Annotated in this window: 18 protein-coding genes; 3 read left to right on the top strand and 15 right to left on the bottom strand. The window is 68.8% G+C overall.

All coding sequences use genetic code 11. The features are described 5' to 3' along the window. Nucleotides 1-2: 2 nt before the first annotated feature. Entirely contained in the window at nt 3-1,130 is a 1,128-nt protein-coding gene (pufC, locus tag GGQ97_RS06795) for a photosynthetic reaction center cytochrome PufC (protein WP_168068232.1), read from the top strand. 65 nt (nt 1,131-1,195) lie between these two features. Here the strand turns inward: pufC and GGQ97_RS06790 are convergent, their stop codons facing one another. The 15 genes from GGQ97_RS06790 to bchF form a co-directional block, all read right to left on the bottom strand. Further along, entirely contained in the window at nt 1,196-1,399 is a 204-nt protein-coding gene (locus GGQ97_RS06790) for an LPXTG cell wall anchor domain-containing protein (RefSeq protein ID WP_168068231.1), read from the bottom strand. 250 nt (nt 1,400-1,649) lie between these two features. After that, the gene (gene hemA, locus GGQ97_RS06785; protein ID WP_168068230.1) at nt 1,650-2,870 is read right to left on the bottom strand and encodes a 5-aminolevulinate synthase; all 1,221 of its coding nucleotides are present in this window, start codon (nt 2,868-2,870) and stop codon (nt 1,650-1,652) included. 11 nt (nt 2,871-2,881) lie between these two features. Next, nucleotides 2,882-3,661: a putative photosynthetic complex assembly protein PuhE gene (puhE, locus tag GGQ97_RS06780; protein WP_168068229.1), complete on the bottom strand. Its 780-nt coding sequence runs from the start codon at nt 3,659-3,661 to the stop codon at nt 2,882-2,884. After that, nucleotides 3,658-4,701 carry a magnesium-protoporphyrin IX monomethyl ester (oxidative) cyclase gene (gene acsF / locus GGQ97_RS06775; protein WP_168068228.1) on the bottom strand — a complete coding sequence of 348 codons (1,044 nt, stop codon included), beginning with the start codon at nt 4,699-4,701 and terminating at the stop codon, nt 3,658-3,660. Before acsF ends, puhE begins: the two co-directional genes overlap by 4 nt. Then, a complete protein-coding gene (locus GGQ97_RS06770; RefSeq protein ID WP_168068227.1) occupies nt 4,698-4,994 on the bottom strand; it encodes a hypothetical protein in 297 nt (98 codons plus the stop codon). The genes acsF and GGQ97_RS06770 overlap by 4 nt, the downstream gene beginning before the upstream one ends. Further along, nucleotides 4,991-5,473 carry a photosynthetic complex assembly protein PuhC gene (gene puhC / locus GGQ97_RS06765; RefSeq protein ID WP_168068226.1) on the bottom strand — a complete coding sequence of 161 codons (483 nt, stop codon included), beginning with the start codon at nt 5,471-5,473 and terminating at the stop codon, nt 4,991-4,993. The genes GGQ97_RS06770 and puhC overlap by 4 nt, the downstream gene beginning before the upstream one ends. Then, nucleotides 5,470-6,111, bottom strand: a complete 642-nt coding sequence (puhB, locus tag GGQ97_RS14525; RefSeq protein WP_168068225.1) for a photosynthetic complex putative assembly protein PuhB — start codon at nt 6,109-6,111, stop codon at nt 5,470-5,472. The genes puhC and puhB overlap by 4 nt, the downstream gene beginning before the upstream one ends. After that, nucleotides 6,108-6,887, bottom strand: a complete 780-nt coding sequence (gene puhA, locus GGQ97_RS06755) for a photosynthetic reaction center subunit H (protein ID WP_168068224.1) — start codon at nt 6,885-6,887, stop codon at nt 6,108-6,110. Before puhA ends, puhB begins: the two co-directional genes overlap by 4 nt. A 21-nt stretch (nt 6,888-6,908) precedes the next feature. After that, complete coding sequence (locus tag GGQ97_RS06750; protein ID WP_342448467.1) at nt 6,909-8,333, bottom strand: BCD family MFS transporter; 1,425 nt, start codon at nt 8,331-8,333, stop codon at nt 6,909-6,911. After that, on the bottom strand, nt 8,330-9,037 hold the full coding sequence (gene bchM, locus GGQ97_RS06745; protein ID WP_209022803.1) for a magnesium protoporphyrin IX methyltransferase: 708 nt from the start codon (nt 9,035-9,037) through the stop codon (nt 8,330-8,332). The genes GGQ97_RS06750 and bchM overlap by 4 nt, the downstream gene beginning before the upstream one ends. Continuing rightward, nucleotides 9,037-9,948 (bottom strand): ferredoxin:protochlorophyllide reductase (ATP-dependent) iron-sulfur ATP-binding protein, encoded by a 912-nt coding sequence (gene bchL / locus GGQ97_RS06740; RefSeq protein ID WP_425338711.1) that lies wholly within the window; start codon nt 9,946-9,948, stop codon nt 9,037-9,039. The genes bchM and bchL overlap by 1 nt, the downstream gene beginning before the upstream one ends. Then, nucleotides 9,945-13,487, bottom strand: a complete 3,543-nt coding sequence (locus GGQ97_RS06735; protein ID WP_168068223.1) for a magnesium chelatase subunit H — start codon at nt 13,485-13,487, stop codon at nt 9,945-9,947. The genes bchL and GGQ97_RS06735 overlap by 4 nt, the downstream gene beginning before the upstream one ends. Next, nucleotides 13,477-15,012 (bottom strand): ferredoxin:protochlorophyllide reductase (ATP-dependent) subunit B, encoded by a 1,536-nt coding sequence (bchB, locus tag GGQ97_RS06730; protein ID WP_168068222.1) that lies wholly within the window; start codon nt 15,010-15,012, stop codon nt 13,477-13,479. The genes GGQ97_RS06735 and bchB overlap by 11 nt, the downstream gene beginning before the upstream one ends. Before the next feature lie 3 nt (nt 15,013-15,015). Continuing rightward, entirely contained in the window at nt 15,016-16,293 is a 1,278-nt protein-coding gene (locus GGQ97_RS06725) for a ferredoxin:protochlorophyllide reductase (ATP-dependent) subunit N (protein WP_342448466.1), read from the bottom strand. Beyond that, the gene (bchF, locus tag GGQ97_RS06720; RefSeq protein WP_168068221.1) at nt 16,290-16,793 is read right to left on the bottom strand and encodes a 2-vinyl bacteriochlorophyllide hydratase; all 504 of its coding nucleotides are present in this window, start codon (nt 16,791-16,793) and stop codon (nt 16,290-16,292) included. Before bchF ends, GGQ97_RS06725 begins: the two co-directional genes overlap by 4 nt. Nucleotides 16,794-17,000: 207 nt before the next feature. Here bchF and GGQ97_RS06715 point away from each other — a divergent pair, with 207 nt between their 5' ends. Continuing rightward, nucleotides 17,001-17,807 (top strand): cobalamin B12-binding domain-containing protein, encoded by an 807-nt coding sequence (locus GGQ97_RS06715; protein WP_168068220.1) that lies wholly within the window; start codon nt 17,001-17,003, stop codon nt 17,805-17,807. Nucleotides 17,808-17,832: 25 nt separating this feature from the next. Continuing rightward, nucleotides 17,833-19,254 carry a transcriptional regulator PpsR gene (ppsR, locus tag GGQ97_RS06710; RefSeq protein WP_168068219.1) on the top strand — a complete coding sequence of 474 codons (1,422 nt, stop codon included), beginning with the start codon at nt 17,833-17,835 and terminating at the stop codon, nt 19,252-19,254. Nucleotides 19,255-19,265: the final 11 nt, after the last annotated feature.

Here is a 19,265-nt window from a genome sequence, read left to right as displayed (position 1 = left end):
AGATGACAAACCCTCGCCTCCTCCTTGTCGGTGTGGTTCCGCTGCTGGCGCTGTCCGGCTGCGAGCTCGGCTCCAAGCAGAGCACGCAGACCGGCTATCGCGGCACTGGCATGGACCAGATCACCGATGTCAGCAGTATCAAGGCGGCTGCCGCGATTCCCGCGCCGCCCTACCCGCTGTCGGCCGCGGCCTCGACCGGGCCGCGGGTGCAGGGGCAGAACATCCAGGTATTGAACAACCTCTCCGAAGAGGAATTCGGGCACCTGATGAGCTCGATCAGCCTGTGGGTCGCGGGTGACGCCGCCAACTGCCAATATTGCCACAATCCGGCGAACATGGCGGACGACAGCGTGTACACCAAGAAGGTCGCTCGGCAGATGCTGAAGATGACCATGTCGCTGAACTCGCAATGGTCCAACCACACCGGCCAGACCGGCGTCACCTGCTACACCTGCCACCGCGGGCAGCCGGTGCCGGAATATGTCTGGAGCCCGGAAAAGCCGACCGACAAGATGACCATCCGCGGCCAGAAGCGCGGGCAGAACACGCCCGACGCCAACGTCGGCTACGCCTCGCTTCCGACCGGCGTGTTCGAGGAATATCTTGGCGGCAACGCGCAAAGCGTGCGGGTCGCGGCAAGCACCGCCTATCCCGGCTCCCAGCCGCTGACCACGCGCGACGCCGAAAACAGCTATGCGATCATGATGCACGTGTCGAAGTCGCTCGGCGTCAATTGCACCTTCTGCCACAACAGCCAGAGCTTCCGCAGCTGGTCGCTGTCGAGCGCGCAGCGCGCGACCGCCTGGTACGGGATCCGGATGGTGCGCGACATCAACGGCTCGCACATCAGTCCGCTGGCCCGTGCCGGCGTGTTCCCGCCCAACCGCCTGGGCCCGACCGGCGCTCCGCTGCAGGTCAATTGCCTGACCTGCCACCAAGGCGTGAACAAGCCGCTCGGCGGGGTGTCGATGATCAAGGATTATCCGTATCTGCGCCCGGCCGGCTACAACCCGCAGCCGCGCACAGCGGCCGAGCAGGGCGTGGTCCGCGCCCTCCAGCAGCCCGCGGCCATGACCGGTCAGGTCAGCCCGCCCAACGCACCCAACGAGGTCGATCAGCCAGCTCGCTGACGACCGCCGGAGGGGCGCCCAGGCGTCCCTCCTGCTGCTTTCCCGCTAGCGGATCTCAACCTGTTTCAGCGGCGCGTCGGCGGTACGTCGGTGACGCCTTGCGCATTTTCCTGCGCGCGAGCCTCGTCCAGCGCCCGGCCCTTCTCGCCCTCCATCGGATGGCGGTTCTGCGGCTTGCGCAGGAACCACAGGAACGCGACCAGGACGATCACGAACACCCCGATCAGGATGAACAGGTTGTTCGCTGACAGATAGTCCGACGTGCTCATGGCGCTTCTCGCTCGGCTTTGCTGGAATGCCACCGTTCAACGCCCCGTTATCCCGCAGGCTCCCGCCTCGTCCAAAGCCGGTAGGGCCTCGCCCTCACTGTCCCGCACGGCGCCGGCCCGCCACATCGCTGCGGACGGGGCTTCATCGACGTAGAAAAGGACAGGCAGACAAAGCAAAGGGCGAGGCTGCCGCGCCGGCACCCCGCCCCATGCGATCTTCGAATGCCGGGAGGCCGCCGTCCCGACGACCTCAGGCGGCGACGGCCACCCTGCTCAGGGCGCAGCGCGACCAGATCTCGCTGAGCGCATCGACCAGCTTGTCGACGTCCTCCGCCGTATGCACGGGTGACGGCGTGATCCGCAGCCGCTCGGTCCCGCGCGGCACGGTGGGGTAATTGATCGGCTGCACGTAGATCCCATACTCCTCCAGCAGCCAGTCGCTGATCTGCTTGCAGTGGACGGGGTTGCCAACCATCACGGGGATGATGTGGCTGTCATTGTCCATCACCGGGATCCCGACCGCCTTCAGCCGCGCGCGGACCGTCGCCACCCGGTCCTGCTGGCCCTGCCGCTCTTCCGAGCTGTCCTTGAGGTGCCGGATGCTTGCCGCCGCCCCGGCCGCCAGCGCCGGCGGAAGCGCCGTGGTGAAGATGAAGCCGCTCGAGAAGCTGCGGACGAAGTCGCACAAGGCCGACGATGCCGCGATGTACCCGCCAAGCACGCCAAACGCCTTGCCGAGCGTCCCCTCGATCACCGTGATGCGGTCCATCAGGCCTTCGCGTTCGGCGATGCCACCGCCGCGCGGGCCGTACAGGCCGACGGCATGCACTTCGTCGATGTAGCTCATCGCCCCGTGCGCCTCGCACACGTCGAGGATCTCGGCGATCGGCGCGATGTCGCCGTCCATCGAATAGACGCTTTCGAACGCAACCAGCTTGGGCTGGTCCTTGGGCAGCGCCGCAAGCCGCCGATCGAGGTCGCGCCAGTCGTTGTGCGCGAACACCTGCCGTTCGGCCCGGCTATGGCGGATCCCCTCGATCATCGAGGCGTGATTGCCGGCATCCGACAGGATGACGAGGTTGGGGATGCGCGCCCCGAGGGTGCCGAGCGCCGCCCAGTTGGACACGTAGCCCGAGGTGAACAGAAGCGCCGATTCCTTGCCGTGCAGGTCGGCAAGTTCGCGCTCGAGGCAGACATGCTGGTGGGTGGTGCCGGCGATGTTGCGCGTTCCGCCCGCCCCCGCGCCGCAGCGATCCAGCGTGTCGTGAATGGCGCCAAGCACCTTGGGATGCTGGCCCATGCCGAGATAATCGTTGGAGCACCAGACGGTGACTTCGTCAGGGCCGGTCCCACCGTGGCGACGGGCCCTGGGATAGGCGCCCGCGCGGCGTTCCAGTTCGGCGAAGATGCGATACCGCCCCTCGCCCTTCAGCTCGTCCAGCGCCCCGGTGAAAAAAGCTTCATAGTCCATGGCTAGTCCCCCTAGGCCGGTTCCGCGGCGCGTGCAGTCGATGAAGCCGGCCGAGCCCAGCGCCACAGGGCGCCGTCGCGAACCGGAAGAGCGAGAAACAGGAGTTCGAGCGTGCCGAGCGCGGCAAGCGCGAACAGCAGGCTGGGCGCGGCAGCGGCGTCGCTTGCAAGCGCCCGGCCGGCCAGCAGCACCGAGAGGGCCAGGCTTGCGCCGAGCATGAGGACCAAAGTCAGGCTCATCCGCCGGGGCCCGTAGTAGCTCCGCAGATGGTGAAGCTGGGCCGGAAGCAGCTCGTCCGTCAGGTTCGGCACACCGCTGAAGATGGCGAGCTTGGCGGCAAGGCGCAGGACGAACAGCAGCCCGAACACCGCCGCGCCCGTCGTATTGGCCATCCCCCAGCAGAGCGCCGCAAGCAGCGCCAGCAGCGCGGCAAGGGCAAGCTCGTGCCACAACAGGGCGGCCGAGGCCTGCAGGAAACGGCGGACACCGGTTGCGTCGCGGTCGGCGGCGATCCGGCGGGGGCCGGCGGCCGCGCCGGTCAGGAAGGCAAACTCCTGCCACCCCCAGATCGCCAGCGCAGCAAGCGCGGCGGCGTAGGTGCCAATCGCGCCGCTGTCGTGGCGGGTGGCGGCGATGACGGCGACCCCGACGATTGCCGCCAGCGTGGTCCACAGCATCGCCCCGCGATAGGTGGCGCGGGGGCGATGAACCATCCACACGACCAGCCCCGTGCTCGCGAACCAGGCGAACAACACCGCTGCTGCGGGGAGGAGGTGGTTGTCGAGGGTCACCAGGCGGGCTGCAGCCGGACCTGGGCCGGCAAGGCGTGGCTTGCAGGACGAAGGAAATACATCCGCGCAAAGGCGATCCCGGCGCCGATCAGGTGCGGGATACGGGCCAGTCCGCGGCGCGCCGACAGCTTGTCGTGGCTGATGCGCAACTGCTCCATCGCGGCGCGGAACCGCGGATCGTCGATCGGCAGCTCGACCGGGAAGACCTGGCGGCTGATCTGATTGCAGATCTGGAACACCTGATAATCATAGTCGGTCGGATCAACTCCGATCGCCTTGTGGAATTCAGGCCGGCCGTGATCGCGCACGTACATCGTCGCGTAGACCGACAGCAGGAAGAAGCGGATCCACAATTTGTTGACGCCGGTCAGCAGCCTGGGGTCGGCGCGCATCAGCATGGCAAAGGCCTCACCGTGGCGGAATTCGTCCTGGCACCAGCGTTCGAACCAGCTGAAGATCGGGTGGAAGCGAAGTTCGGGGTGACGCTCCAGCTGGCGGTAGATGGCGATGTAGCGGGCGTAGCCGATCTTTTCCGACAGATAGACGGCGTAGAAGATGAACTTGGGCCGGAAATGGGTGTATTTCTTGGTCTTGGTGAGGAAGCCGAGGTCGATCCCGAGGCCGGCGTCCTTGAGCGTTTCGTTGATAAAGCCGGCGTGGCGGCTTTCGTCGCGGGCCAGCGTCTTGAACAGCTTCTTCATGTCCGGGTTGGTGACCCGCTTGGCGATCTCGGCGTAGAGCACGCAGCCCGAGAATTCCGACGTCAGCGAGCTGACGAGGAAGTCGATGAACTCCCGCCGAAGCGGCGCCGGGAGGTTTTCGAGGACGCCTTCAAAATCCTCGGTCCGCTTGAAATGCTTCTTGTTCTCGTCCCGGTCGAAATCGGCCATCAGCGCATCCCATTCGGTGCGGACGGACGACACGTCGATGCGGTTCAGCGCGTCGAAGTCGGTGGTGTAGAAGCGCGGGCTCAGGACCGTGTCCTCGCACGCCTTAGCGAGCGATTCGTTCGAGGTCTTGATGTGGGCATGAGCGTTCATGCGAGCCTCCCGGGCGAAAAACTGACTTCGTAGAGTTCGGCCATTTCGAAATGCGCGGTCAGCCGGGTCCAGGCGCGGCGAAGCGGGCCGGCGACCTCGACGGTGGCGGTGCGGTCGATGGTCAGACTCTGGCCAAAGGGAACGACAACCGGCGCGCCGTGCACGGTGATGCGGTCGCCCGGACCCATCTCCAGTCCGTCGGGCAGTTCAAGATGCGCGTGCAGCGCGTCGGGATCGTGCTGGACCGCGATGCGGCACGGCGTGTCGAAGCGGGCGGCGCAGAACAGGCTCACGAGGCTTCTCTCCCGGTGACGAGGAAATGCGCGAAGGCGGCGCGGTTGGAGGGTCCGAACGAGCCGAGCTCGATCACCCGGCCGGTGGTGTCGTCGGTCAGCGTCAGCCCGCCGTTGGGCCAGGCCGATAGCCGGAACGGGGCAGCCGCGCCTTCCCCGTGCTGGCGGCGTTCGCGGGCAAGCCCGCGCATCACGCCGCGGATGAAGCCGCTTCCTTCCGCCCCGATCGCCGCGACGTCGCGGCCGGTGGCGGCGTCGGTGACGAGCACCTTGCCATCCGCGGTGTCGGCGAAACGGAGCTGGCGCTCGGCGGTGGGACGAAGTCCGGCCTCGGCCCGGATCTGCGAGGGGTTGGCGGAGGGCGACACCGCGCCGACCCTGACCCCGGCCACCAGCAGCAGCGAAAAGCCGACCAGTGCGACCGCGGCCTTGAGGGCGGCCGGCGGAACCATGTTCTCGTGGCTGTGATCGTCGATCATGCGGCGACCTCGGCAGGCTGGGCGGCGATTCGGGCGGGGCGACGCACGGGCCGGACCTGGACCGGAGGCGGCGCGTCGGCGTCGACCTCGACCAGCGCGGCGCAGCATTGGTAAAGCTGGCGGGCCACGGCTTCGGCGTCCGGAATGGCGCGCAGCATCGGCTCGGGGTTGCGGGTGCGCCACGGGCGGACATGCGGCCACAGCAGGGCCCAGGCGATCCGGCCGTTACCGGCGAGGCGGAGCGAAATGTCGCCGCTGCCGTCGGCGGCCAGGCGCAGGTCGGCGGCCGCGACCTGCTTGAGCGGGAGGTTGAAATGCATCGGCAGCGCCATGCCGACCCGCATTACGAGGCGGCGGTCGGTCAGCGTGTAGACGCTGGTGCGGGCCGAGGCGCGGGCGAGCAGGGCCAGCACCCCAAGGCAGATCGCGCCGGCGCCGACCGTCAGCAGCGCGCCGGTCACGCTGCCCATCAACAGTCCGGCCGCGCTCAGCAGCGCGAAATAGAAGGCGATCGCCCGGGCGTGGAAGGCCTCCTGCAGGAGGCGGCCGGCGTCGGGACGTCCCTGCCACACGATCGTCTCGCCGGGCGGAAGCGGGGCCGGGAGGCCGTTCAGCCGGTCGGCAAGCGGGCCGCTCACAGCCACGGCTCCGTGCGGCCGGGCAGTCCGTAGAGGTAGCCGCCACCGAAATAGCCGACCAGCTGGTCCTCCTCGCGGCGGGTGATCTGGCCGGCGGTCGCGAGCGTCGGGGCGCGGCTGAACTGCTCCGCGCTGATCGCATCGACGTGGAACAGGCGCTTGGCGCGCTTCACCGTGCCCATCAGGAAGGGCACCTGGACCGTTCGCCCGCCGCCTTCCAGCGCCACATCGACGTAGCGTACGAGGTGGTCGGAACGGTCGATCCAGACGTCGGTGATGGTCCCGGCGACCTTGTGGTCGGCGCCGGTGACGGTCATTCCGACGAGGTTCGGATCCTCCCGCGCGATCGACCAGTGGTCGTCATGGCTGAGCGGCACGATCCGCGGCCGGCCTTCCATGTCCTGGTCGGGATAATCGGCGCGCTTGACCCAGGCGGCCGGGCCGACGCCATCGACCAGCGGATCGCCGGTCGGCACGTAGGGGGCGCCGTGGAAGCGGGCGAACGGGCGGGCGCCCGCCAGATCGACCGGCTCGCGGCCCTGCGACGGGGTGGTCGCGTAACCGCGGTCGAACGGTAGCTTGAAGCGCTTGTAGGTGGACGCCGTCAGCGGTCCCCAGGCGCTGTCGACCCGTCCGGTCATCGCGTCCTCAAGCGGATAGCCCTCGCGTCGGTCCTCGCGGCGCAGGTAGAAGACCAGCGCGACGAAGAAGCCCACGAAGGCGTAGAAGACGAGTTCTGCGACATCGAGCCGGCCGACGATGATTTCGTGGTGCATGGCGTCCTTGTCCTTGTCTCTTCAGCTCGGAAATTGAGCCAGGCCGAAGCGTGGCGCGGCGTCGGTGGAATTGGTCTGGGCACGCACGAGCGGTCCGAGGACCGCGATGGTCAGAAGCAGCAACACGATCTCGGCAGCGTAGACCGCGCCATAGCCGGTCGCCCGGACGGCCAGCGTCGCGCCAAGCTCTCCGGCCGTGGCGGTGGCGGCGATCGCGTCGCGCACGATCCCGCCGAGCAGGATGGCAAGGCCGGCGGCGGACGCCTGCACCGCGCCCCACGCGCCAAGCGCGAGGCCCGAAGGCGAGCGCTGCGCCAGGTTCATGGCGGCGACCAGGGTCCCGACCATGAACAGTCCGGCGCCTAAGCCGATCAACGCCGCGCCCAGCATCAGCAGGAGGGGCGCCGAAGCAGGCGCGGCGAAGATGACGAGGGTGAAGGCGACGAGGCCGGCGACGCAGCCGAACCCGGCGAGGCGATGCGGCTCGCTGCCGCGGGCCAGGCGCACGCCGGCCAGCGCGAAACCGCACAGCGCGCCGAGCGCCCACAGCGCCGTCAGCGAGGTGGTCGCACCGACCGCAAGGCCGAGGATCTCGCCGCCATAGGGCTCCAGCAGGACGTCTTGCATGGTGAAAGCGGCGGTGCCGAGCCCGACCGAGACCAGCAGCCGGCGGCTGTTGTCCTCGGCCATCAGCTTCGCCCACATGTCGCCGAACGAGGGCGCGGGCGGCTGGGCGGCCATCTCGGCACGCGAGCGGCGGCTTTCCTGCTTCCAGGGGGCGGCGATGTTGAGCAACAGGGCGGCGAGCGCCGCGCCCTGGATGACCTGCACCAGCCGGGTCGCCGAAAAGTCGGCCAGAGCCGCGCCGATCACCAGCGCGCTGACCATCGTGCCGAGCAGCAGCATGACGTAGAGCAGCGCGACCGCTCGTGGGCGGCGATCCTCGGGCGCAAGGTCGGCGACCAGCGCCAGGCCCGCGGTCTGGGCGACGTGGAGTCCGGTCCCGGTGAGGAGGAACGCGAAACCGGACGCGGCAAGGCCAAGCGCCCTGCCCTGTTCGGTCGACAGGATCAGCAGCGCGAAGGGCATCAGCGCCAGCCCGCCGAATTGCAGCAGCGTCCCGAACCACAGGTAAGGCACCCGCCGCCAGCCGAGCACCGAGCGATGGTGGTCGGAGCGATGCCCGATCAGCGCGCGGAACGGAGCCATCAGCAGCGGGATGGCGATCAACGCCGCGACCAGACCCGAACTGACCCCGAGTTCGACGATCAGGACGCGGTTGAGCGTTCCGCTGAGCAGCGCCGCGGTCATTCCGGCGCTGACCTGGAACAGCGACAGGCGGAGCAGCCGGCCGAGGGGCAATTCGGCGCTCGCCCCATCGGCGAACGGCAGCCAGGAGGTCGCCACCCGGGTCCACATGTCGGGAGAGATGACCCGTCCGCTCACGGCTGGCGAACCAGTTCAATGGCGTGGCTCTTGTAGAAGCCGCGGCTGATCCGCGCGCTCCGTGCGACTTTCCAGCCCGGCAGTTGCGCCAGGCGGCGGCGCAGCTCGGCCTCGGTGATCGGGACGATGGCGGGCGAGCGATCCTTGCGCGGGAAGAACCGGCCAAGGCTCAGCATCGCCGAGAGCAGGCGGCTTCCCGGGGCGACGGTGAACAGCAAAGAGTAACGGGTCCGGGCCGCGAGGCAGGCGATGGCGGCGACCAGGTCGTCCGCGCGATAATGGATCAACGAGTCCATCGCCACCACATGATCGAATTCGCCAAAGGCGGGATCGAGCATGTCACCGGCGTGGAAGGAGGCGCCGGTCGCCAGCACCCGCACCCTGGCGACTTCGATCAGGCCCCCGGCAACGTCGACCGCGACGACCTGCGCCCCGCGTTTGGCGGCCAGCTCGGCCAGCGCGCCGGTGCCGCAGCCGGCGTCGAGCAAGCGGCGTCCGTCGAGCACCGCCGGAAGCCAGGACAGCAACGTCGCCCGCATCTCGTCCCGCCCCGCGCGCACGGTGCGGCGGATGCGGCTGACCTTGGCGTCGGACGTCAGGTCGATCCAGGCACCCCGGGCGGTCCGGTCGAAATAGGTACGCAGCGCCTCGCGCCGCTCGGCATAGGCCGGCGCCGAGATGAGCGGGGCGGCGCTGCTGGCCATCATTCGAAGCCCAGGAAGTCGAAGATGTCGCGGTCCTTCATCGACCGCGCGGTCGACGGCTCGATCCCGTCCCACAGGGCCTTGGCGAGGCGCATATATTCGTCGCGGGCGGTCTGCACTTCGGGGCTGTCTTCCATCTCGAACAGGGTGCATTTCTTCAGGCGCGAGCGGCGGATCGCGTCGACGTCGCGGAAGTGGGCCAGCCGCGCCAGGCCGGTCGCTTCGGCGAAGCGGTCGATCTCGCCCGTCTCGGCCGAGCGGTTGGCGATCACGCCCGCCAGCCGGACGTCGTAATTCTTGGCCTTGGCGTTGATGGCGGCGATGATCCGGTTCATCGCGAAGATGCTGTCGAAGTCGTTGGCGGCGACCACCACCGCCCGCTCGGCATGCTGCAGCGGGGCCGCGAAGCCGCCGCACACCACGTCGCCGAGCACGTCGAAGATGACCACGTCGGTTTCTTCCAGCAGGTGGTGCTGCTTGAGCAACTTGACCGTCTGCCCGACCACGTAGCCGCCGCAGCCGGTGCCCGCGGGCGGTCCGCCGGCCTCGACGCACATCACGCCGTTGAAGCCTTCGAACATATAGTCTTCGGGCCGCAGCTCCTCATGATGGAAATTGACGCTTTCGAGCACGTCGATGACGGTCGGCATCAGTTTCTTGGTCAGGGTGAAGGTGCTGTCGTGCTTGGGGTCGCAGCCGATCTGCAGCACCCGGTGACCGAGCAGCGAAAAGGCCGCCGACAGGTTGGACGAGGTGGTCGACTTGCCGATCCCGCCCTTGCCGTAGACGGCGATCACCTTGGCGCCCTTGATCTTCTGGGTCGGGTCGAGCTGGACCTGCACCGAACCTTCGCCGTCGCCCTCCGCCAGGGTGGGGGTGCCGCTCATTGAGAAGGGATGATCTAGGGTCATTCTGCGGCCATCAGGCCTTCCAGCCTGTCCTCTATCTCGTCGCTGGCAGCATGAAGCGCAGCAAGGGTTTCGGCATCGGGTTGCCAGTAGTTGCGGTCGTGGGCTTCGAGCAGTCGGTCGGCCATGCGTGCGCTCGCCTTGGGATTGAGGGCGGCGAGGCGTTCGCGCATGTCGGGGTCGAGGACGAAGGTTTCGCTGATCTGCTGGTAGATCCACGGCGCCACGGCGCCGGTAGTCGCCGACCAGCCAAGCGTCGTCGCGACGTGGCTCTCGATGTTGCGGACGCCTTCATGGCCGTGGCGAAGCATGCCCTCGTACCAGGCAGGATTGAGGGTGCGGGTGCGGCTTTCGAGTTCGACCTGTTCGGACAGGGTGCGGACCCGGGCGGCGCCGCGGCTGGTCTCATCGACGATGTAGATCAGCGGGGCCTTGCCGCCGCGGGCGCGGGCGACCGAGCGGCTGATCCCGCCCAGCCCGTCCATATACTGGTCGACGTCGGTCACGCCGAGTTCGACCGATTCCAGGTTCTGGTAGGTCAGTTCGACTTCACCCAGAGCGCTCTTGAGCAGCGCGCGCTGCTGCACCGGTGCGCCCTTGCGGCCGTAAGCGAAGCCCTTGCGGCGCTCGAACACTTCGGCGAGCTCGTCCGGATCGGCCCATGCCCCGCCGTCGACCAGCTGGTTGACGTTGGCGCCATAGGCCCCCTCGGCGTTGGAAAAGACCCGCAGCGCGGCGGTTTCCAGGTCGCAGGCATGGGTCGCCATGTGCGCGAGGCTGTTGGCGCGGACGAAGTTCAGGTCCGCGGGCTCGTCGGCGATGGCGGCGAGGTAGGAAGCTTCGGCCAGCATCCGCGTCTGCAGCGGCAGCAGGTCGCGGAAGATGCCCGAGAGCGTCACCACCACGTCGATGCGCGGGCGGCCAAGCTCGGCCAGCGGGATCAGCTCGGCGCCCGACAGGCGGCCGTAGCCGTCGAGCCGCGGGCGGGCACCGATCAGCGCCAGCGCCTGTGCGACCTGGGCGCCTTCGCTCTTGAGGTTGTCGGTGCCCCACAGCACCATCGCCAGGCTGCGCGGAAGCTTGCCGTCGTTGGTCGCGCGGTGGCGCTCCAGCAGCTGCTCGGCAGCGGCGGCGCCTTGCGCGACGGCGAAGGCGCTCGGCAGGCGGAAGGGGTCGAGGCCGCAGACGTTGCGGCCGGTCGGAAGCACGGCGGGATTGCGGATGACGTCGCCGCCGGGCGCGGGCCGGACGTAGCCGCCGTCGAGCGCATGGATCAGCGAGGCAAGCTCGTCGGTCCGGTCGAGCCCAGCGGCGGTCGCGGCGCGGCTGTCCTCCGGAACGGCATCGAGGAAACGCTCGCGCACCGCGCCCTGCGGAACGGTGCCAAGGACGTGGAGGCCGTCGGGGATGAGGCTGGTTTCGACTTCGTAGAGGCGGGCGGCGATGGCGGCGGGATCGGCCGCGGCGAGGTCCAGTTCCTCGGCCTTGGCGGCGATGGCTGCTTCGAGGTCAGCGCGGTCGGCGGCGCCCGGCGCGGTCACCCGCCAGCGCTCGATCAGCGCCTTGCACTGGGCCAGTCCCTTGTAGAGCCCGGCATTGGCGAGCGGCGGGGTCAGGTAGCTGACCAGGGTCGCACCGCTGCGGCGCTTGGCGAGCAGGCCTTCGGACGGGTTGTTGGAGGCATAAAGGTAAAAGTTTGGCAGGTCGCCGATCAGCCGTTCGGGCCAGCAGTCGCCCGACAGGCCGGCCTGCTTGCCGGGCATGAATTCGAGCGCGCCGTGGGTGCCGAAGTGGAGCACGGCATGGGCGCCGAAATCCTCGCGCAGCCAGCGGTAATAGACGCTGAAGGCGTGGGTCGGCGCGAAGTTCTTCTCGAACAGCAGGCGCATCGGGTCGCCCTCAGTTCCGAAGGCGGGCTGGATGCCGACGAAGACATTGCCGAAGCGACTGCCGAGCACGTGGATCGCGCCGCCGTCGGACTGCTGGCGGCCGGGGGCTGGACCCCACTGCCGCTCGATCTCGGCCAGGTGCGGTTCGCGCCGGACATGATCGTCGGCGCTGACCCGCGCCTCGACGTTAGCGTCGCTGCCATACTGGCGTGAATTGCCCTCGAGCACCGCGAAGCGCAGCGCATCGACGCTGTCAGGCACGTCGACGCAATAGCCTTCGCGCGCCAGGCGAACGAGAGTCGCGTGGAGCGATTCCCACACCGCGAGGAAGGCGGCGGTGCCGGTCGCGCCGGCGTTGGGCGGGAAATTGAACAGGGTGATAGCAAGCCGGCGCTCGGCCCGTTCGGTGCGGCGCAAGGCTATCAGCCGGGCGGTCTTGGCGGCCAGTGCGGCGGAGCGCTCGGGACAGCCGGCCATGCTGCGCATCGGGGCGTCGACCGACCCGCTGCGGCCGCCGTAGACGCTGCTGCAGATCGCTCCGTCGAGCTCGGGGATGGCGACCATCATCATCGCTTCCAGCGGAAGCAGCCCCTGGGCGCCGGCCCGCCACTGGTCGAGCGACTGGAATTCGAGCGCCTGCGCGGCGACGTAGGGCACGTCGAGCTCGGCCAGCGTGGCGACCGCGCCCTCCGCATCGTTATAGGCCGGTCCGCCGACCAGGCTGAAGCCGGTCAGGCTGACCACCGCATCGACCACCGCGCGGCCGTCGCGAACGAAATAGCGTTCGATCGCAGGGCGCGAATCGAGGCCGCTGGCGAAGGCCGGGACGACGGTCAGGCCCCTCTCCTCCATCGCCGCGATGACACCGTCATAATGACCGGTATCACGGCCAAGGAGGTAGGAGCGGAGCAGCAGCAGACCGACCGTTCCAGCCCCACCGCCGGCGCGGTTCGGAAGCTGCGCGACCTGCTCGACCAGCCGACCGGGAGCATCCGGGTGATAGAGCCCGACCTCGGGATAGGAACGCGGCGCCTCGGCCCTGGTCGCGCCGCGATAGCTGCGCCGTTCGCCATCGGCGTAGCGGTCGACCAGCGCGCGGACCATCGCCACGACATTGTCGTCGCTGCCCGCAAGCCAATATTGCAGCGTCAGGAAATAGGCCCGCACGTCCTGCGCGGTGCCGGGCACGAAGCGCAGCAGCTTGGGCAGCCGGCGCAGCATCTTCATCTGCCCGGCGCCCGAGCTGGCCCCCGGCTTCTTGGCTCCGCGCAGCCGCTTGAGGAGCGCCATCGGGCCGGTCGCCGGCGCATCCATCCGCCAGCCGCCGAGCCGGGTCATCTGGACAATCTCGGATCCGCTCATCAGGCCGAGGAAGGCGTCGCACTGCTCGCGCCGGGCTTCCAGCGCCGGGCGGATCGCGCGGATATGGTCGTCGAGGAACAGCATGGTCGCGATGACGATGTCGGCGCGTTCCACCGAGGCGGCGGCGGCCGTCAGCGCGGCGGGGTCGCGATCCCATTCGGACGCGGCATGGAAATCGATCGCGATGCCGTCGGCCGCGAGCCGATCGTTGGCGCGGGCGACCGCACCCGCCAGATGCTTGTCGAGGGTGACGATCGCCACCCGGACGCGGATCGGTGAGTCAGCGGCCATAATGCGCCTTGGCCTCGTAGAGGGTGGCGAGTTCGACCGTGGCAAGGCCGTGACTGGCGGCGAATGCCTCGGTGTTGCGGCGCGCCTTGCCGCGCACGAAGAACGGGATCTTGCGCAGTTCGGCCTCGGCCTCGGCGGTCCAGCCGGCAACGGCCTCCGCCGATGGTGCGGCAGGCTCGGGATCCTGCGTCGAGGCGGTTGCGCCATGGCCGCCGAGGTGGCTTGCGCCGGCCCCGTCGTGGAATTCCGGATCGTCGCGGAACATCGTCAGCAGATGTTCCTCAAGGCCCATCACCAGCGGATGGACCCAGCTGTCGAACAGCACGTTCGCGCCCTCGATCCCCATCTGGGGGGAGTGACGCGCAGGGAAATCCTGGACGTGGACCGGGGCCGAGATGACCGCGCAGGGGATGCCAAGCCGCTTGGCGGTGTGGCGCTCCATCTGCGTGCCGAGCACCAGCTCCGGCTGGGCGGCGGCAATCGCCTCCTCGACCTCTAGATGGTCGTCGGTGATCAGCGCTTCGAGGCCGAGTTCGGCCGCGACGGTGCGGACGTCGCGCGCGAATTCGCGGTTGAAGCAGCCGATGCCGCAGACCTTGAAGCCAAGTTCGTGCGCGGCGACGCGGGCGGCGGCGGCGGCATGGGTGGCATCGCCGAAGATGAAGACGCGCTTGCCGGTCAGGTAGGTGGAATCGACCGAGCGGCTCCACCACGGCATCCGCAGGTCGGGATGGTTGAGCGCCGGTGCGGGGTCCACCCCGGCCACCGCAGCGACTTCCTCGATGAAGCGGCGGGTCGCTGCGACTCCGAGGGGAACGGTGCGGATGCAGGGCTGGCCCTGCTTTTCCAGGTAGCGCGCGGCCTCGTCGCCGATCTCGGGGTAGAGGCAGATGTTGAACCGGGCGTCGGGCAGGCGGCGGATGTCCGAGGGCGACGCACCAAGGGGAGCGACGACATTGACCTCGATCCCGAGCAGTTCGAGGATCCGGGTGACTTCGCGCACGTCGTCACGGTGGCGGAAGCCGAGTGCCGCCGGGCCGAGGATGTTGGCGCTGATCCGCTCACGCGCTGGCCTCGGCGCCCCGGCCGGGCAGAGCGCGCGGACGATCTGGTAAAAGGTTTCCGACGCGCCCCAATGCTCCTTGCGGCTGTAGCTCGGAAGCTCCAGCGGGATCACCGGGCACGGCAGGCCGAGGGTTCCGGCAAGGCCGCCGGGATCGTCCTGGATCAGTTCGGCGGTGCACGACGCGCCGACGATCATCAGTTCGGGCTGGAACCGCTCATAGGCCTGGCGGGCGGCGGTCTTGAACAGCTCGGCGGTGTCGCCGCCCAGGTCGCGGGCCTGGAAGGTGGTGTAGGTGACCGGCGGGCGCTCGCCACGGCGCTCGATCATGGTGAACAGGAGGTCGGCGTAGGTATCGCCCTGCGGCGCGTGGAGGACGTAGTGGACGCCGCGCATGGCGGTGGCGACGCGCATCGCCCCGACGTGCGGCGGTCCCTCGTAGGTCCAGACGGCCAGCCGCATCGCCTAGATCCTCAGCATGTCACGGCGCCGCAGCGGCCGGGCAAAGAGCTCGGCGAGGTCGCCCGCCTGTTCGAACCCGTGGATCGGGGTGAACACCAGCTCGATCGCCCACTTGGTCGACAGCCCTTCGGCCTCGAGCGGGTTGGCAAGGCCAAGCCCGCAGACCGTCAGGTCGGGGCGCGCGGCGCGGACCCGGTCGAGCTGGCGCTCGACGTCCTGGCCTTCGCTGATCACTACGTCGTCGCCGAGCAGCGCAAGCTCGGGCGCAAGGTGGCGGGCGTGGAGGTAGGGGGTACCGACCTCGACCAGCTCGGCGCCGCATTCGGTCGCGAGGAAGCGCGCCAGCGGCAGTTCGAGCTGCGAGTCAGGCATGAAGAAGATGCGCTTGCCGGCAAGCTGCTCGCGGTGGCGCTCGAGCGCGCGCTTGGCCCGTTCGCGGCCCGGCGCGATCGCCCGGCGGAAGGTCAGCGGATCGATTGCGAAGGCGTCGGCGGCGGCTTCCAGCCAGGCCGTGGTGCCCTCGGCCCCGAACGGGAAGGGCGCCGAAATCCGGACGGCGCCGCGATCCTCGAACACCCCCGCGGTCTCGCCAAGGAACGGCTGGGCGAGGAGGAAGCGGGTGTTTGGGCCGATTGCCGGCAGGTCGGTCGAGGAGCGGCCGGGGAAGAAGCGAACCGGCAGCCCCATGTCGGCGAACAGCCGCTCGAACTGGTCCTCGACGATGTCGGGGAGGGCGCCCACCACCAGCAGCTCAGGGATCAGCGCCGCATCCGTCCCGGCTGGGGTTCCGGGCGCGGAGCGGGCGAGCGCGGCGAGGCAGGCGTCCTCCCCTTCCGTGAAGGTCGTTTCGATCCCGCTGCCGGAGTAGCTGAGGATGCGGATTCCGGAGCGCTGCGCCTGCAGCCGCTGGGCGGCGCGCGGCAGGTCGAGCTTGATCACTTCGCTGGGGCAGCTGCCGACCAGGAACAGGGTGCGGATGCCGGGCCGGCGATCGAGCAGCCGGGTGACCACCGCGTCCAGCTCGTCATTCATGTCGGCGAGGCCCGCGAGGTCCTTTTCCTCCATGATCGCGGTGGCGAAGCGGGGTTCGGCGAAGATCATCACCCCGGCGGCCGACTGCAACAGGTGGGCGCAGGTGCGCGAGCCGACAACCAGGAAGAAGGCATCGGGCATCTTGCGGTGCAGCCAGACGATCCCGGTCAGGCCGCAGAAGACTTCGCGCTGGCCGCGTTCGCGCAGCACCGGACGCGGCGTGGGCACCAAGGGCGCGGCAACCGTCACGCCGCGGCGGTCCGGAAGGCCGGGGCCATTTCGCGCCGGGCAAGCCTGAGCTTCCACAGGAACTGGCCGGCATTGACGACGTAGGTCGCATAGGCGGCGAGCGCGACGGTCATGCGCTGGGCCGGCAGGCCGATTCCAAGCACCAGCATCGCGACGTAGGCCAGGTGCAGCGCGATGACGAGCATGCTGAACACGTCCTCCCAGAAGAAGGGACGAGCGAACAGCCACTGGCCGAACACCACCTTTTCCCAAGCGGCGCCGGTGACCATGATGGTGAGCAGGGCGGCGGTCTTGACCAGCACCGAGACGTCGGCGGCGAACTCGCCCTGGCCGGTGCCGAGGAAGCGCAGCACCAGTGCCAGGCTGACGAGGAAGATGAGGAACTGGACCGGAGCGAGGAGGCCCTGGACCAGGGTCCAGCGGGTCGAGTCGCGGCGGCGCCGTTGCTCTGCCGTGTAAATCGGCAGTGGCGTCTCCCTAGTCCCGTTCCGCTCGTGCATGAGCCACATCCTCGTTCCGCGAGAAGGTTACGCCTCGAACGAGAGAAGTGTCAATTCTTGTTGACGTAAACTATTTTGGACAACGGCGATTGCTGCGGTTGTGCTGCAATCCATTTCGACTTAGCTTCCGGGCCGGGACGATCGTCGAATGAGTCGGCAGTTGTTCAAGCCGACGCGAGAGCGCCGACTACGCTTGAGGAGACCGCAATGGCCTCGGTGATCGGTGTAGACGTTGGGAGTTCAGGTCCAGAACGAAGCAGGCGCGCGGGCAAGCGCCGGCCGGCCGCGCGGCTGCTGAACGCTTGCCCGCAACCCGAACCCCTGCGCCCGCGCGATACGGCGCGGATCAGCGATGCCGAAGTGGACGCCTTTGCCCCGCTCGCCATCTCGCTCGAAGCCCACGACCTGCTCGCCGAGGTCGATATCTATCTCGCCCGCGGATATGGCGCGGAACGCATCTTCGTCGAACTGCTGGCTCCGGTCGCCCGGCGGCTGGGTGACGAGTGGACCGCCGACCGGATCGACTTTCTCGACGTCACCATGGCCCTCTGGCGCCTCCAGGAGGTGCTTCGCGAAGTCGCCGCGCGGGCGCCCGCCGGGCCGGGGCCCGGAACCTCGCGCCGGGTGCTCTTTGCTCCCATACCGGGCGACCAGCATAGCTTCGGCACCGCGATGATCGACGAATGCTTCACCCGGGCCGGGTGGAACAGCAACCTGTTGATCGAGCCGACTCGCGGCTCCCTTCTCGCGGCCGTGGCGGCGGCCGAATACGACCTGGTCGGATTGACCCTCACCAATGACTGCCATATCGGCCCGCTCACGGCGTTGATCGTGGCGATCCGGAATGTGTCCAGGAACTCGAATGTGCGTGTGATGCTTGGTGGTCGTGTGCTGATCGAGGATCCCGGCCTCGCCGACCGGGCCGGCGCGGATGCCACGGCGCTTACCGCGGTGGACGCCCTCGACATCGCTGAACGGCTGGTCACGGAACCCCTTAACGCTGCCTACGCGTAACCGCGCCGCCGGCGCCGGAGTTGAGATGACGCACCCGTCCCCCAATGACGATGGCACGCCTCGTCTGGATGCGGACAGCCCGATGCTGAGCGGGCTGGACATCGCCAGCGTCGCGCGCCTGGTCGAGGCGTCGGGGGACCTCGCCTTGCTGGTGGACGATCAGGGCGTGATCCGTGACGTCGCCGCGCCGACCGACGACCTCGCCGAGGCGCGGCAGTGGGTCGGCCACAGCTGGTCCTCGGTGGTCACCGTCGAAAGCCGGGTCAAGGTCGAGGAGATGCTGGCCGACGACGACGTCACCGCCTCGCAGAGGTGGCGGCAGGTCAACCACAATGGCAGCGCCAGCGAATTCCCGATCCGCTTCAAGGCGATCCGGCTGGCCAACGGCACCACCGTGGCGGTCGGCCGGGACGAGCGTGCCACCGCCCGACTCCAGCAGCGCCTGCTGCAGGTCCAGCAATCGCTCGAGCGCGACTATCTGCGCCTGCGCCAGGCCGAGTCGCGCTATCGACTGCTGTTCGAGATGACCGCCGAGCCGATGCTGATCGTCGACCTCGCGACCTTGCGCATCCGAGAGATCAACGCGGCCGGAGTCGAGCTCCTGTCCGGCGGCAACCTCCAGGGGCAGCCGTTCGTCGCGCAGGCCGCGGCGGCCGACCGCGACCAGCTGATCGCTTTCGTCGGCGCGGTGTCGACCGGAACCACCGTTGCACCGATCGCCGTGTCGCTTGCCCGCACCGGCGCGGAAGTGGCCTTGTCGGCCCGCCTGTTCCGCCAGGGCAGCGATGCCTACCTGCTGGTGCAGCTGCATTCGGGCGATGCGCCGCGGATCGGCGAGACCGAGCGACTGACCCTGGACATGGTCAAGCGCCTTCCCGACGCGCTGGTGCTGACCGACGACCGGCTCGACATCCTCGACGCCAACGATGCCTTCCTCGAGATGGTGCAGGCCCCTGCCCTCGCAGTGCTGCTCGGCCGCCCGCTCGGCGATTTCCTGGGCCGCCCGGGCATCGACCTCGACCTCATCCGCGCCCAGGTCGCCGACCACCGGGTTGCCCGCAACGTGTCCACCATCCTGCGCGGCGACGACGGCGGGCAGGAGGAAGTCGAAGTGTCCGCGGTGCGAAGCGGCGACAAGGACAACCATTACGCTTTCACCATGCGGCTGGTCGCCCGCCGGATGCGCGACCTGCCGCCCGTCACCCGCGACCTTCCCCGCTCGGTCGAGCAACTGACCGAACTGGTCGGCCGGATGCCGCTCAAGGACATCGTGCGGGAAAGCACCGACCTGATCGAGCGCCTGTGCATCGAGGCGGCGCTGACCTACACCTCGAACAATCGCGCCTCCGCGGCCGAGATCCTCGGCCTCAGTCGCCAGAGCCTTTATTCGAAGCTCAACCGCCACGGCCTCGGCCGGGTCGACGAGGACGAAATAAGCCCCCGCTAACTGTCCAATTC

The organism is Sphingomonas kaistensis (assembly GCF_011927725.1).
GTDB classification, from domain to species: Bacteria; Pseudomonadota; Alphaproteobacteria; order Sphingomonadales; family Sphingomonadaceae; genus Sphingomicrobium; species Sphingomicrobium kaistense.
This window is presented reverse-complemented; position numbering and strand designations above follow the sequence as displayed.